The sequence below is a fragment of the Priestia sp. SIMBA_032 genome (assembly GCF_046535215.1).
GTDB classification, from domain to species: Bacteria; Bacillota; Bacilli; order Bacillales; family Bacillaceae_H; genus Priestia; species Priestia aryabhattai.
In genome coordinates this window covers 319,121-333,441 of sequence record NZ_JAWRXD010000001.1, presented here as the reverse complement: position 1 = coordinate 333,441, position 14,321 = coordinate 319,121, and the positions used below count along the sequence as shown (strand labels likewise).

At 37.8% G+C, this 14,321-nt stretch carries 16 protein-coding genes; 13 read left to right on the top strand and 3 right to left on the bottom strand.

The genetic code is table 11. The features are described 5' to 3' along the window. Window positions 1-53 precede the first annotated feature (53 nt). Window positions 54-1,265, top strand: a complete 1,212-nt coding sequence (locus SB717_RS01650) for an MFS transporter (protein WP_410903083.1) — start codon at window positions 54-56, stop codon at window positions 1,263-1,265. Window positions 1,266-1,511: 246 nt separating this feature from the next. Here the strand turns inward: SB717_RS01650 and SB717_RS01645 are convergent, their stop codons facing one another. Continuing rightward, window positions 1,512-2,735, bottom strand: a complete 1,224-nt coding sequence (locus SB717_RS01645; RefSeq protein ID WP_074678246.1) for an MFS transporter — start codon at window positions 2,733-2,735, stop codon at window positions 1,512-1,514. Window positions 2,736-3,153: 418 nt separating this feature from the next. Between SB717_RS01645 and SB717_RS01640 the strand changes: the two genes are divergently transcribed. The 7 genes from SB717_RS01640 (at window position 3,154) to SB717_RS01610 (ending at window position 10,000) form a co-directional block, all read left to right on the top strand. Next, window positions 3,154-3,525 carry a thiol-disulfide oxidoreductase DCC family protein gene (locus SB717_RS01640; protein WP_074678244.1) on the top strand — a complete coding sequence of 124 codons (372 nt, stop codon included), beginning with the start codon at window positions 3,154-3,156 and terminating at the stop codon, window positions 3,523-3,525. 154 nt (window positions 3,526-3,679) lie between these two features. Beyond that, a complete protein-coding gene (locus tag SB717_RS01635; protein WP_410903082.1) occupies window positions 3,680-4,600 on the top strand; it encodes an oxidoreductase in 921 nt (306 codons plus the stop codon). A gap of 180 nt (window positions 4,601-4,780) precedes the next feature. Next, complete coding sequence (locus tag SB717_RS01630; RefSeq protein ID WP_074678240.1) at window positions 4,781-5,761, top strand: DUF3231 family protein; 981 nt, start codon at window positions 4,781-4,783, stop codon at window positions 5,759-5,761. A gap of 140 nt (window positions 5,762-5,901) precedes the next feature. Beyond that, a complete protein-coding gene (locus tag SB717_RS01625) occupies window positions 5,902-7,158 on the top strand; it encodes an alkaline phosphatase (RefSeq protein WP_410903081.1) in 1,257 nt (418 codons plus the stop codon). A 142-nt stretch (window positions 7,159-7,300) separates the two neighbouring features. Beyond that, window positions 7,301-8,041 carry a DsbA family oxidoreductase gene (locus SB717_RS01620; protein ID WP_410903080.1) on the top strand — a complete coding sequence of 247 codons (741 nt, stop codon included), beginning with the start codon at window positions 7,301-7,303 and terminating at the stop codon, window positions 8,039-8,041. A 199-nt stretch (window positions 8,042-8,240) separates the two neighbouring features. Continuing rightward, window positions 8,241-9,200 carry a S8 family peptidase gene (locus tag SB717_RS01615; protein ID WP_410903079.1) on the top strand — a complete coding sequence of 320 codons (960 nt, stop codon included), beginning with the start codon at window positions 8,241-8,243 and terminating at the stop codon, window positions 9,198-9,200. Further along, entirely contained in the window at window positions 9,197-10,000 is an 804-nt protein-coding gene (locus tag SB717_RS01610) for an endonuclease I family protein (RefSeq protein ID WP_074678232.1), read from the top strand. The genes SB717_RS01615 and SB717_RS01610 overlap by 4 nt, the downstream gene beginning before the upstream one ends. Window positions 10,001-10,049: 49 nt before the next feature. On the opposite strand, the gene SB717_RS01605 is transcribed toward SB717_RS01610, so the two are convergent. Then, window positions 10,050-10,511 (bottom strand): MarR family winged helix-turn-helix transcriptional regulator, encoded by a 462-nt coding sequence (locus SB717_RS01605; protein ID WP_016763546.1) that lies wholly within the window; start codon window positions 10,509-10,511, stop codon window positions 10,050-10,052. 279 nt (window positions 10,512-10,790) lie between these two features. Here SB717_RS01605 and SB717_RS01600 point away from each other — a divergent pair, with 279 nt between their 5' ends. The 4 genes from SB717_RS01600 (at window position 10,791) to SB717_RS01585 (ending at window position 13,821) form a co-directional block, all read left to right on the top strand. Further along, the gene (locus SB717_RS01600) at window positions 10,791-11,429 is read left to right on the top strand and encodes a biotin/lipoyl-containing protein (RefSeq protein WP_013082429.1); all 639 of its coding nucleotides are present in this window, start codon (window positions 10,791-10,793) and stop codon (window positions 11,427-11,429) included. A gap of 33 nt (window positions 11,430-11,462) precedes the next feature. After that, a complete protein-coding gene (locus SB717_RS01595; RefSeq protein WP_013082430.1) occupies window positions 11,463-13,088 on the top strand; it encodes a DHA2 family efflux MFS transporter permease subunit in 1,626 nt (541 codons plus the stop codon). A 62-nt stretch (window positions 13,089-13,150) separates the two neighbouring features. Further along, on the top strand, window positions 13,151-13,579 hold the full coding sequence (locus tag SB717_RS01590) for a MarR family winged helix-turn-helix transcriptional regulator (protein ID WP_074678230.1): 429 nt from the start codon (window positions 13,151-13,153) through the stop codon (window positions 13,577-13,579). A 44-nt stretch (window positions 13,580-13,623) separates the two neighbouring features. Continuing rightward, complete coding sequence (locus SB717_RS01585; RefSeq protein WP_074678228.1) at window positions 13,624-13,821, top strand: helix-turn-helix domain-containing protein; 198 nt, start codon at window positions 13,624-13,626, stop codon at window positions 13,819-13,821. A gap of 29 nt (window positions 13,822-13,850) precedes the next feature. Here SB717_RS01585 and ytzI read toward each other — a convergent pair whose 3' ends face one another. Continuing rightward, entirely contained in the window at window positions 13,851-13,985 is a 135-nt protein-coding gene (gene ytzI, locus SB717_RS01580; protein ID WP_098621414.1) for a YtzI protein, read from the bottom strand. Between the two features lie 128 nt (window positions 13,986-14,113). Between ytzI and SB717_RS01575 the strand changes: the two genes are divergently transcribed. Then, entirely contained in the window at window positions 14,114-14,287 is a 174-nt protein-coding gene (locus SB717_RS01575; protein ID WP_410903077.1) for a YfhD family protein, read from the top strand. The last annotated feature ends 34 nt before the right edge of the window (window positions 14,288-14,321 follow it).

The following is a 14,321-nucleotide window of genomic DNA, read 5'->3' as shown; positions in this document are numbered from 1 at the left end:
TTTTGCGGAAATTGAACATTTGACAGCTAAATAGAAAGGGTTGAAATAAGTTCATGTCGAAAGCAGAAAATTCATTTGGATCGGGCATAAAGATTGTATTTACAGACCGGGATTTTCGAACAATTTTTATTTCATTATTTATTATCGGATTGTCTGTTGGCGGCTTTATGCCTTATTTAACGGTTTGGGCAACAAATACATTGCATGCCACTTCGTTTCAAGCAGGGTTTTTGTTTGTGCCAATGAGCATTATTGGTTTAGTCGTATCGTTTTATTTAGCTTCATTATCAGACAAATGGGGAAAACGAAAGCCATTTATTATTTGGGCGTTACTGATTGGAACCATTTCAAGAGTTCCCCTAGCGTTTACGCATTCTTATACAGTAGCACTCATTTTACTTGCTATAGGAGGATTTAATGCGTTTTCTTTTTTCTTTGCCCTGCTGAACGACTTTATTGTTAAAAAGGAAGACAGTAAATCGCAGGCAGGTACGATTACTGGTACTGTCCGAATGGCGTTTTCACAAGGCTATATTTTTGGACCTATGCTTGGAGCTTTAATCATTGACCACGGAGGGTATACTCTTTTGTTTTTACTATCAGGGTTGTTATCGCTAGCAACTTTAGTATGGGTTCTTTTTGCGCTTAAAGAAGACAGTATGTCTCAAACTTCAGCTCATGCATCTTTAAAAGCGCCAGTTGGTATACCTTCTGTATTAATAGCTGTATTCGTAGCAGCTCTTTTTATTTTTGCCGGTGATTCCGGGCGTTCTATGTATTTGCCGCTCTACATAACGGATACGTTAAAGCAATCCGTTTCGACTGTAGGGATTCTCTTTACCGTTACGTCTATCTTCGAGCTAGTATTTATGCCGTTAGGGGGCTATTTTTCTGATAAGGTCGGAGTTAAACGATTCTTTATAATTGGAATTTGTTGCCAAGTGCTTTATTTTGTTTTAACAAGCCTTCATTTACCGCTTAGTGGATTAATTGCGCTTCAAGTATTTTATGCTTTTATTCTATCCGCTACGATGGGAGTTGGAATGGTGTATGCTCAGTCAATGGCCCCGCGTCAAATTGGACTAGCCACGACGGCATATATGACAGCTATACAAACTTCAGCAGTTGTCAGCAGCTTAGCTATGGGATCACTAGTTAGCGTGATTCCGTTGCCTTCTACTTTTTACATTTTAGCTGTTTTTGCGGTTATTTCAGGTGTGATGTTTCTATTTATGAAGCAAAAATCAGCTGAGGAAATGAGTTGAAAAGTTAAGAAGAGATTGAGGCATTACTAGATTAATCCAATCTAAAGACGAAGAAATAGTATACATGAGCTGGACTGCTTGTGACACTGCAGTTGATTTCCGTGCAAGTCTTCGCCTTGCTCTCCAATCAACTGCTAAAAGGACCTAAACAAATGACACATACGTTCACCATAACAAAAAAACGAACCATTGATTAATGGTTCGTTTTTTTATTATCTCTAAACTACTTTTGCCCCAGCCTCTTTTTTATGAGGCTGTTTCTTGAATTTGTTCGCTGCGATTTTTATTTAAAATTTTTCGGTAGCGGTAATTAACAAAAGCTGCCGCCGCCATACCTACTACTGAAAGCATGGCATCAAAGATAAAGATAATTGAAATATGTCCCGTTTTAGACATGAGCCCTGTTGCTAAAGGCAATAAAATAGCAGCTAATCCAGCAGCCGTCGCGACAATTCCAGTAACCGTTCCTTTTTTATTCCAGAAAAGCTCAGTCATAACAGTAATCGCTAATTGAAAGACCCCAGCCGTAGAAAACCCCATGAAAAAAGCAGCTGCAATTGCAATAGCAGGTACTTTAACAAATAGAAGCGTAAGTACGGCTATAAGGGTAATCATTGGGTAAACGAGAATAACCGTTACAGGACGAAGCACTTTACTTAATAATACAGCTAATACTAAAACAGAGATTAACGCTCCGATGCTGTAGTAGCTTAAAAGACGAACCGAGCTGCTTTCAGCCATACCTAATACTTGTTGGCCATAAGTAGGAAGCCAAATTTGAGCTACCGTAAAAAGCGCTGTAGAAGTAAATCCAATCACAATAAGAGCAATTCCTTCTTGCTTCATATTAGGAGGAGAGAGGAATTTATTTTCTGCCGCACTTTCATGTTGAACTGTACTCTGTTCGCGTTTATGATTGGGAAAAGGCAGTTTGAACATAAAGATCATATTTAGTAAATAAATAAGAGCCGGAAGAAAAAAAGCATATCCATAAAACAAATCACGATCTGCAAAAAAGGCAATCATAAACGGAAGAAGTGCCGCTCCAGCTGAAATAAATGCTTTTACAAGAACACTGGCTGAGCCTGAAGATTTAGGAAAGACCTCAATCAAAGCAGGGTACGTTCCAGCATCCATAGCAGAGTTTGCAATACCAGCGATAATAGCAAAAATGAAAGCTGTTTGATAATTTGGTGATAATGGAATACCAATTAAGAAAATAGCCATCGTCAGAGACGAAATAATAATCAAAGGCTTTCGGCCGACTTTATCAGACAAGATGCCTGATAGAGAATATGAAAGCAATTTTCCAATTCCGATAGCAGAAATAATATAGCTGATTCCAGCACCGTCGGTATTTAATTGTTTTGTCAAAAATGACATATTTGATGCAAGCATGATATTGACCATGCCAAGTAAAAAGTAGTTAATATACATACCTGAAGCTGACAGCATGTACTTATTTTTCATCGTTTACACATCCTTACGTAAAAAAGCCTATATGAAATGGATAAAAGTAATCACCTGTTCCTCCTTTTTTCTTCGTTATTTATAAACCTACTTCCATGATAAGTTTATGAAGACATTACCTTTACCTTTTATCATTGGATTTATTTAGTTCTTTTTAGTATGCGACTAAATGCGAGCATCTAGTGCTTCAAATCAATATGAAATCTATTCTAACATGTTTTTAGCGCTTTAAACCAAAAAAGTAATATTTTATAAAAAATTCTGTCTTCTTTCACGGTTTCATTAAAGAAATCCTACAAAAAATGTTCGCTTTAAAGCCAGGCTACACAAGAAGTGCCTCTTAATAGTGGTTATTAAAAAGGAGAAAAGGGTATTTATAAACTAAGGAAAAAGAAATAAAGGAAGAAAGGTGGAAACAATGAAGCACAAAGTGTTTTTTGATGCGGAATGTCCTTTATGTTACAACGTGAAAAAAATAATTAAAGCGTTGGACTGGACGAACCAAATTCAGTGGATTCCAGTTCAATACATTGAACGAACTGAGTATAGCTACTTAAAAGAAGAAGGAAGAGACTTATATGACCAAATTCATATGGTGACCAAAAATGGGGAAGTTCTAGCAGGATTTGAAACGGTCAGACGGCTTTTAGCTGTTTTGCCTCTTACATTTCCAATCGGTGTGCTTCTGTATTTACCATTGATGAAAAAAGCGTTTAGTCCGTTATACAAATGGATATCCACAAACAGGTACGATTGGTTTGGGCGCTACGATTTCCCGCGAATCACATAAACATATAAAAGGGACAAGCTTTGAAAAAGCTTGTCCCTTTTGTTTTGAAGACATTATACTTTATACATACTTTAATTTTTTGAAAGCGTAAATTTAGTGTGACTGAGACGCGTAAATTCTAGAAAACAGCTGTAGCTGAAAGGGAGAACTTTATATGAAAACAAAATGGACAGCTGAACGAATGTCCGATGTAACGGGGAAAACTGCCCTTATAACGGGAGGAAACAGCGGTATTGGGTTTGAAGCTGCAAAGGCTCTAGCAGTTCGCGGAGCAGAAATCATTCTTGCTGTGCGTAATGAAGCAAGAGGGAAAGAAGCTAAACAGAGAATTAAAGCGGATAACGAAAATGCTAAAGTGACTATTATGTCATTAGATCTCAGCGACTTGAGCTCTATTCGGCATTTTGCCAATCAATTTCTTCAACAATACTCGTCTTTGGATCTTCTCATTAATAATGCAGGCGTGATGGTGCCGCCTCACAGCAAAACGAAAGACGGATTTGAACTGCAGTTTGGCTGTAATCATTTAGGGCATTTTGCACTTAGCGGTTTGCTGCTTCCTTTACTAATGGCAACTCCACATTCACGTGTTGTAACGGTAAGCAGTATAGCCGCTAATTCTGGAGAAATCTATTTTGATAATCTCGACGGGGAAAAAGGCTACAGTCCAATGAAGTTTTATAGACAAAGCAAACTCGCCAACCTATTGTTTGCTAAAGAACTGCAAAACCGCTTAGAAGCAGCCGGATCAACGACAATTAGTGCCGCTGTACATCCAGGTATTTCAAATACCAACCTATTATCACGCGGTTCAGGTAAAGAACCAAACGGCTTGTTAAAATTTTTAGTCAAGCTATTTAGTCAATCTGCAGAAATGGGCGCGCTGCCTACTCTTTATGCAGCCACTGAATCAATAGAAGGAGGTACATATATTGGGCCAGACGGAAAAAATGCTAAAAAAGGATATCCTGTAAAAGATATGATGGGAGACGTTTTATTTAAACCGGACGTAGCGGAAAAACTATGGAGCGTATCTGAGGACTTAACAGGTGTTGAGTACTCGTTTCGTGCTTAAGATAAAAAACAGTTCTGTAAGTGCGGAGCTGTTTTTTTGTTACCCAAAAGCTATAGGTCAGCGGTTTAAATAAAAAAAAGAATCTTGGATAGCATAATGATAAGTAAACGTACAATGAGTATGTTCTCTTTTGAGAGATAAAAGCACTCAACAAAGCTGAAGAAGCGGAGGGAAGTAACAGTGCCTGACAAACCTAGTATTACCTCAAGTGAAATTGGAACGCTGTGGATGACATATCAGCAGAAAACATTAATTATTTGCTTGTTAGATTATATGATTGAACATGCGGATGATGAAGATGCTAAAACAATTATGACGGACTTGCGTGAGCAGCTTATTATATACATACGAAAAATAAAAACAATATTTGAAAAAGAAGGGGCGGTAGTGCCAACGGGGCTTTCATCTCAAGACGTAAATATACAGGCTCCAAAACTATTTACTAACGGATTTGATATTATGGTTCTTCGTGTTATTAAAGAAATTAGTATGGGGATGTATACATTAAGTTTGGGCAAGGCCTACAGAGAAGATGTGGTGAAATTTTATCAAGATTTAACGAAAATTACGCAAGAGTGCTACGATTCCTGTACGCAGTACTTATTGAGAAATGGAATTTTATCACGTCCACCCTATATTCCAATGCCAACTACCGTTGAGTTTGTTTCGGATAGAAAATATCTAAGCGGCTTAAATGTATTTGCAGACAAAAGAGTATTAAATACGATGGAGCTAGCGCAGATTTATCATGGAGTCGAAACAAACATTGTCGGGATGAAGTTAATGAAGGCTTTTTCTCAAACGGCGAAAGATGCCGAAGTGAAAAAGCATTTTTTGAAAGGAAAAGAGATCAGTAAAAAGATTATTACGCGCCTAGAAGAAATAATTATACAAGACGATATTTCACCTTCTGTTGCCTCAACAGGAAGCATAACGACTTCTGAAACACCTGCTTTTTCTGATCGTTTGATGCTGACATGCGATATTTTACTGAGTAATTTTAGTATTGGAAGTCAGGCATTTGGAGCAGCATTTAGTTTTCGAAGAGATATTGTGGCTAAAATGATGCTGATAGGAGAAGAGGCGTTTCAATATGCAAGCGAAGCGACGGAAATTATGATCAAAAAAGGCTGGCTTGAAGTTCCACCAAGTATTGATTAGCTAAAAGGAAAGTTTCTTATATGCATTGTAAATGGAAGTTTATATATATTTACACACCTTTAACTTTTTATTTAAGTGGATTTAACAGACTGCGTGTACAGTTAAGTTATGTCAATAATAAACAGTAAAGGGTGTAAAAAATGAAAAAACGTGCAATTGGAGCGGCAGTATTATCAGCGGTAACTGTAGCAGCGCTGGCATTTGGAACAAATTCACCAACAGATGCTAAAGCAGCTAAAGGCGTAAATAACCAAAAAGCTAAAAATGTTATTCTTTTTGTTGGAGACGGTATGGGTACTGATCACCGTGACGCAATTCGATTAGCATCTGTAGGAGCAAACGGGAAATTAGCAATGGATGATATGCCGGCAGTAGGGAGAGTCCATACATCTTCAGGAAATTCATTTGTTACGGATTCCGCTGCAGCGGCTACAGCTATGGCTTCAGGAGTTAAAAGCTATAACGGTGCGATCAGCGTAAATATGAAAGGAAAGCCTGTTCAAACAGTTTTAGAAAAAGCAAAATTAGCTGGGAAGACGACAGGGCTTGTGACAACAAGTCAAGTAACAGACGCAACTCCAGCTGCTTTTGGCGCACATGTTAAAGATCGAAGTGCTCAAAGTGACATCGCGAAGCAGTATCTTGAAAATGGTAAAGTAGATGTGATTCTAGGTGGCGGAGAAGATTATTGGTACCCAAAAGGAAATGAAGGTGCACATTCAGATGCCCCGCCAGAAGATAAAACTGAAGGAAGCAAAGGAACGCAAGGGAACTTAGTAAACAAAGCACAAAAACTTGGGTATACGTACGTTAATAACGAAAATGAATTAAAATATGCTAAAGGGACAAAATTGCTTGGTCTGTTTGCTAATGAAGAAATGTTTCAACAAGCTCCTGAAGGCCAAGGTGATGTGTACAAGCCTCGAGTATCTCTAAAAAACATGACAAAAAAAGCAATCGATACACTATCACAAAATAAAAAAGGGTTCTTTCTTGTAGTAGAAGAGGAAGGCATTGATGAAATGGCTCATAATAATAATGCTGAACTTATGATTAAAGCAGGTAAGCAGCTTGATGATACGGTGAAGATGGCAAAAGCGTATGCTAAAACACACCCAGACACTCTCGTATTAGTAACAGCTGACCATGCAACCGGAGGTTTAGCACTTGAAAAAGTAGACAATAAAGATCACGGTGGAGATGAAGCATCAAAAGAAGACGGGCCATTTGCAATCGCTCATTCAAAAGAGCAGTTCGTTGCGGATTGGACAACTGAAGAGCATACGTCATCAGACGTTCCTTTAAATGCAATGGGTGCCGGCTCAGAAAGATTTACTGGAGTGTATGAAAATACGTATTTACATGATGCTCTTCTAAAAGCAATGAATTTAAAATAAGTGAGATAAAAACATGATGTTGATTTAATACACTTAGTATGTAAATCAACACCGTGTTTTTGCTTTGTTTGAGCAAGTTATGATGGAAATTCTTCAAAGGTATGCTACGATAAGAATTATCTTGAATTGAAGAGGTGTCACGATGAAAATAGAAGTTTGGTCAGATTTTGTCTGTCCTTTTTGTTATATTGGAAAGCGTCGATTAGAGCAAGCGCTTCAGCAATTTGCACACAAAGATGATGTGCAGGTTGAATTTAAAAGCTTCGAGCTAGATCCAAATGCCCCAGTTAATACTGGTAAAACGATTAATGAAGCTCTTGCTGCTAAATATGGAATGACGATTGAACAAGCAAAACAAGCAAATGAAGGTATTGGACAGCAGGCAGCTGGTGTGGGATTATCCTTTAATTTTGACGATATGAAGCCAACTAATACGTTTGACGCTCACCGCTTAGCTAAATTTGCAAAAGCTCAAGGAAAAGAAGCAGCCATGACAGAAAAACTCTTATATGCATACTTTACTGAATCAAAACATTTGGGTGAAGAAGAGACGCTGGTTGCTCTTGCAGAAGATGCGGGTCTTGATAGAGAAGAAGCACGTCAAATTCTCGCGGATAAAACCGCATATGCAAATGAAGTGCGCAGTGATGAAGCAATGGCTCAGCAATATGGCATTAGCGGTGTTCCATATTTTGTTGTTAATCAAAAATATGCGATTTCAGGTGCACAGCCAGTCGAAACATTTGTAGGAGCTCTCCAACAAGTATGGGAAGAAGAACATCCGACTCCGGCTTTGAAGAACCTGTCTCCAGAAGGCGCAGATGATGCCTTTTGTGCAGATGGTCAATGTGCCGTGCCTGATTCCTCTAAAAAACCACAATAAATAAAAAGCAGAGGCGGAAAATTCCACTTCTGCTTTATTTATTTATAAAAAATTTAGCAATAACACAAACAAGTGTTCTGTTTTTGTGTTATAATAAGTTTAGAAGCAACAAACCTCGATGAGTGAACTCCAAAAATAAGCGATTAAAAGTGATCCCACCACGAACTAGCTTCCATTTAATCCTGCAGGGGGAATCTAAATGAAGAACAAAGTGCACATTATCCCATTTCAAGTAGTTGAACAATTGAATCAATTTAATGAAGTTCCACAAGGAGTGGCTCTAATTGGAGCAGAGGAAGTATGGAAGCAAACAAAAGGACAAGGAATAACCGTAGCGGTTTTGGATACTGGCTGTGAGATTACACACCCAGATTTGCAGGAGCGAATTATTGGAGGAAGAAATTTTACGCACGATGATCAACAAAATCCTGATGTTTATCAAGACTATAATGGTCACGGCACTCACGTAGCAGGCACAATTGCAGCAGCGCATAATGGAACGGGTGTTGTAGGAGTGGCTCCTGAAGTGGGCTTACTTATCCTAAAAGTACTTGATGGAAATGGTTCAGGTCAATACGAGTGGATTATTCAAGGTATTAACTACGCTATCGAGCAAAAAGTAGATATCATTTCGATGTCGCTTGGAGGTCCGTCGGATGTGCCTGAGCTACATGAAGCGATTCAAGATGCTGTTGATCAGAATATTTTAGTTGTCTGCGCAGCCGGAAATGAAGGAGATGGAGAAGGCTCCACAGATGAGTTTGCGTACCCGGGCTCATATAATGAAGTGATTAGCGTAGGAGCTGTTGATTTAGAGAAACGATCTTCGGTATTTTCTAACTCAAACAACGAAGTAGATGTAGTAGCTCCGGGAGAGAAGATCGTATCAACTTACTTGAATGGAAAGTATGCCGCACTGAGCGGAACCTCTATGGCAACACCTCACGTAGCAGGGGCCTTAGGATTGATAAAAGTTCTTTCAAATGAAATGTTTGGAAGAGAACTTACAGAACCAGAGCTTTATGCACAGTTAATCAGAAGAACCCTTCCATTAAATGAATCACCAAGAGAAGTAGGAAACGGATTTGTGCACTTGACCGTTGTTGAAAAGCTGTTGCGTGAAATTCAACGTCAAATGACTTCAGAGGTGATCGGATGAGAAGCAGTTTAGATATGCTAATGATGGAAAAGCAGCAGGCAAAAGCTCTTTATCACGAATACGCAAACAATCGAAGTTATTATGATGAAAAGACAGATGAAGAAAATAAAAATCTTTATTATCAAGACACGCTCTTTGAAAGAGAAGCCATGCAAACGTTGTTAAAGGAAACGCATCAGCATTTGCTAAGTTATTCCCCGCATAAATATGTATATCCCTGGGTGGATCTACAGGAGAATGGGGAGCTGAAAAGTCTATACTCAGGGAAAGGGATGGATCCGTTAGAAACTATACAGCAAGATATTGATCAACTTCAGTCGCTTAGTAACTCCTCTCTTTCAAGCAATGATATACTGCTAAATTGTGAGCACGTTGTCCCGCAATCTTGGTTTGAGAAACAAGAGCCTATGAGAGGCGATTTGCATCATTTATTTGCATGTGAGCCTTCTTGTAACAGTCGAAGAGGTAATTCTTCTTATAATGACTTCGCGGATTATACGCCGGAAGTAAAGCAATCAGATGTGAAAGAAGGATGCGGCAAAGCAGAAAAAGGTAAGTTTGAACCTGAATATGGAAAAGGAATTGTGGCTCGATCAACTCTTTATTTTTTAATTCGCTATCATAATAAAATTGACTCTTCGCGAGTAGATCTTCCTCTTTTACTAAAATGGCATGAAGAATTTACTGTTTCACTTTATGAAAAACATCGCAATGCAGCAATCTTTGAGTTGCAAGGCAACCGAAATCCTTTTATCGATTTTCCTGACAAAGCAGGTGCGTTAATGAGTTCTGCTTTCTAAAATATCGAAGAGCTCCGCATCAATTCGAAGCGGAGCTCTTTTGGATAATCTAATATGAAAATCCATATTTATCACTTAAAAGGGCGTCCATTTTATTTAATAAGCGAAAATATTCTTCTTGTTCTTCTACACTTAGAGCTGCTAGCATATCTTTTAAAAATCCATTTCGCTTCTCTGTAATCATTGAAACAAGTTTCTTTGATTCATCGGTCAGTGAAACCCACACGACTCTCCGGTCTTTTTCGTCTCGCACGCGCTGAATGAGAGATTCTTCTTCCAATTGATTTAATAAGCTAGTTGTAGCGCCCGAGGTTAAGTGAAGTTTATTTGAAATATCTGCTACCATATACTTTGTGCCGCTGGCAATGTAGTTTAAGATATAAAATTTAGTGGGTGTTAAGTGATAAGGCTGTGTTTTTAATGTTTCTTCGACTAAATGTCGCATATATTGAAAAAAAGATGTGTTAATTTGATAAAGGTGTTCAATTTTTGAATCTAAATTGTTATCCATGCTAGCTTCCATCTCCTTGTACACTACGGACGTATATAAACTAAATCTAAAATAAAATGAAACAATTGTAAAGGATGGCAATGATTATCTTTAACCACCATTATTATTTTTAAATTAATATCTTTACGAAAAAATATCTTTATGATAAAGTTATTTAGGTGGTTAACCAAATAGATGATTGTAAAGAAACATATCTCATAATAGATAGAGATAATATCTTTATGAAAAAGCTATATCGAAAAGTAATTTCATTAGTGAAGTATTAAGGAGGAGTAATGAATGTCTAGAAGTCGCTTAATGGTAACAAATTTTATTGGAATTATCGTTATTTTAGCTTTATTAATTGGAGGAGGATATTATTACGTTCAAAAATCGAACTATATTACAACGGATAACGCTAAAGTATCCGGAGATGTATACAATGTAGTTGCACCTGCAGCAGGTAAAGTAGCAAGCTGGACAGTAGAAGAAGGAAATGATGTATCAAAAGATGCTGAAATTGCTAAAATTCAAGCTGAAAAAGGGTCTGTAGCTGCTAAAGTGCCAGCAGATGGAAAAATTATTCAAACAAACGTAAAAGAAAATCAAATGGTTCAAGCTGGACAGCAAATTGCAACGGAAGTAGATATGAAAGACCTATTTATCGTAGCGAATATTAAAGAAGATCAGCTTAAGGATATTAAAGAAGGCGACGATGTAGATGTAACGGTAGACGGAGACAGCAGTGCAAAAATCGACGGCAAAGTCGAAGAAATTGGATATGCAACCAACTCACTTTCATCTTTAACATCGAACTCAAGCTCAGATGGAAACTACACAAAAGTGTCTCAAACAGTTCCTGTGAAAATTTCTATTTCTAATTATTCAGAGCATGTACTGCCAGGTATGAACGCCGAAGTAAAAATTTCGAAAGACTAATTCTTACTACAACAGTTCAAGAAGGGAGGAAATATGATGACAGCCAGTATAGAAAACACAAGTGATGGATCCATCAAAAAGCATATTCCGCTATTGATTGTTTTAATGCTTGGTTTGTTTCTTGCGATATTAAACCAAACGTTACTGAACGTAGCCATCCCGCATTTGATTACTGAGTTTGGCGTAACGGCAAATACAGCTCAGTGGTTGTTAACTGGATATATGCTTGTGAACGGGGCATTGATTCCGCTTTCAGCTTTTTTAATTGAACGATTTGGTGTGCGTCGCTTGTTCTTATTTGCAATGTTTTGTTTTACAGTAGGGTCATTGATTTGCGGAATTGCACCTACGTTTTCGATTATGCTTACCGGCCGTTTAATTCAAGCTATTGGCGGAGGTGTCTTATCGCCTCTTGTTATGACCATTATTGTGTTTATTTTCCCTCCTCACATGCGAGGAAAAGGGATGGGGATTTTTGGTTTAGCCATGATGTTCGCACCGGCTATTGGACCAACGTTATCTGGATGGGTTATTCAAAACTATGATTGGCACATCCTTTTTAACGGCATGGTGCCATTAGGTGCCATTGTATTAATTATTGCTTTCTTTCAATTAAAAGACATTCAGCCTCCAAAGGATGTAAAAGTTCACATGCCTTCTGTTGTGACATCACTTGCAGGTATGGGATTATTGCTTTATGGATTCAGTGAAGCTGGAAATGACGGCTGGACGGATTCAGTTGTTCTTTCTACAATCATTGGCGGGGCAGTTCTTTTAATTATATTTGTTCTTCAACAAATTAAATCTGAAAAGCCGCTATTGGATATGCGTGTGTTTAAATATAATATTTTTTCACTATCAAATATTATTAGTATTGCGATTACAATCAGTATGTACGCAGGTATGTTCTTGCTTCCAATTTACTTGCAAAATATCCGCGGGTATTCTGCTTTTGATTCAGGACTGCTGTTGCTTCCTGGCGCACTTGTTATGCTGGTTATGTCGCCAATTTCAGGTACATTGTTTGATAAAGTGGGACCTCGTCCGCTAGCAATCGTTGGTATGCTCATTACATCTATTTCAACGTTTGAATTTACGAAGCTGACGATGGATACACCGTTTAATCATATTTTAGCGATTTATATTATCCGCTCGTTCGGTATGTCACTCTTAATGATGCCGATTATGACAGCCGGTTTGAATCAGCTTCCGCAGCGACTAAGCAGTCACGGAACGTCAATGTCTAATACGCTTCGTCAAGTAAGTGGTTCAATTGGTATTAGTTTAATGACGACCATTTTTACGAATCGTACAACATATCATGTAAATGAAATCAGCAGTTCCATGAATACATCTGATCCATTCTTTATGAATAGCTTTCATTTATTTGTACAAAAAGTAGCTGCTACTTTGCATTTATCACAAGATCAGGCCCAACAGCAAGCGCTGACGATTTTATCTGGAAAAATGACGCAGCAAGGTACGATCCAAGGTATTAACGATGCCTTTTACTGGGCAACAGCAATTTCTGTTATTGGTTTAATTTTAAGTTTCTTCCTTCGTGACGTACGTAAAGATAAAGTAGTCGAAGAAAAGAAATCAAAAGCTCAAGAGGAAGATATTCGTATGCTTCCAGCTCCCAAAAGTATAAATTCATAAGGAGCTATAGAAATCTAAAGTTCATCATAAAAATGTTGGAGAGAAAGGGGGCAGTGAGGTGGATGGATCCATTGATATTTAGTAAAGAAATTCAAAGAATTTCAATATCTTTAAACAAAAAAGTAATGACAAATGTAAAAAGCCTTTTACATCATTACGGAATTACCCCTTTTCAATATCATATTTTACTGATTGTTGAACGTGCACGTACAATGCCTGTCACCAAAGTGGCAGACGAGATAAAGGCGAGCCCAAGCGTTATTACAGCATCGATTACACGTTTGTATGAACTGAATCTTGTAGAGCGCTACCATTCAAAAAGAGATCGGCGTAAAGTTATGGTCGAGCTTACAAACAAAGGGAAACAAGTGATTCAAGCTGCTGAGAAAGACATGCAGCAAGGGGTTGAAAAACTGTTTGCTTGCTATAAAGAAGAAGAACAGCAGCAATTTCTCACGCTCTGTCGACAGCTAGATGAACATGTGACTTGAACTTGAGTAAAAAAAGTATATTGAGTTAAGTGGAGTGAGTGTAAATGAATAAAGAAATGGTAAAAAACATTCGGAAAAACTACAATATGAATCAGCGAAACTTCGCTCAAGCAGTAAACTGCAGTTTTTCTTTAATTGCACTGGTTGAAGTGGGGAAGCGAAGAGTAACAAAAAACTTGGAAGACAAAATTAAGCAAGCATTTCAATTGAACGATCATGATTTAAAAACACTGCAAGGGTAATACAAAAAGTAGGTGTGAAACGAGTGCACCTACTTTTTGTCGTCTTGTTTTTTTGTAAGAGGATCTACCGTATGTTTGTAATCATAAGCTTTGGAAGTAGTAACTATGCACAGCAGTAAAATAACAAATACAATGATAATAGAGAGCGTAATAATGATGGTCATATAAAACGTCCTTTCTTTTTCTTATTACGTATGCTTTCGGTCTTATTGGTAAAATTCCTTCTTTCTCCACATAGTGCAGAAACGACAAACGCATACTAGTAACAGTCTAGAATAAAGGAGTGTTTATAATGAATGAAAAAGAGTTAAAAAAACAATTAAAAAAACAATTAAAAAAGGTAGCGGATTATCCTGCATCTAAAGCAGATGGAGTAGACGAAGAGTTTTCTCGTGAATTAGCAGACCAAGATGATTTAGAAGCTCAGGCTAGAGCGAACGCTGCAGATGAGAGACAAAAAGAGTAAAAATAAAGCTGAGATAAAAGTATTTTAGCCCAAA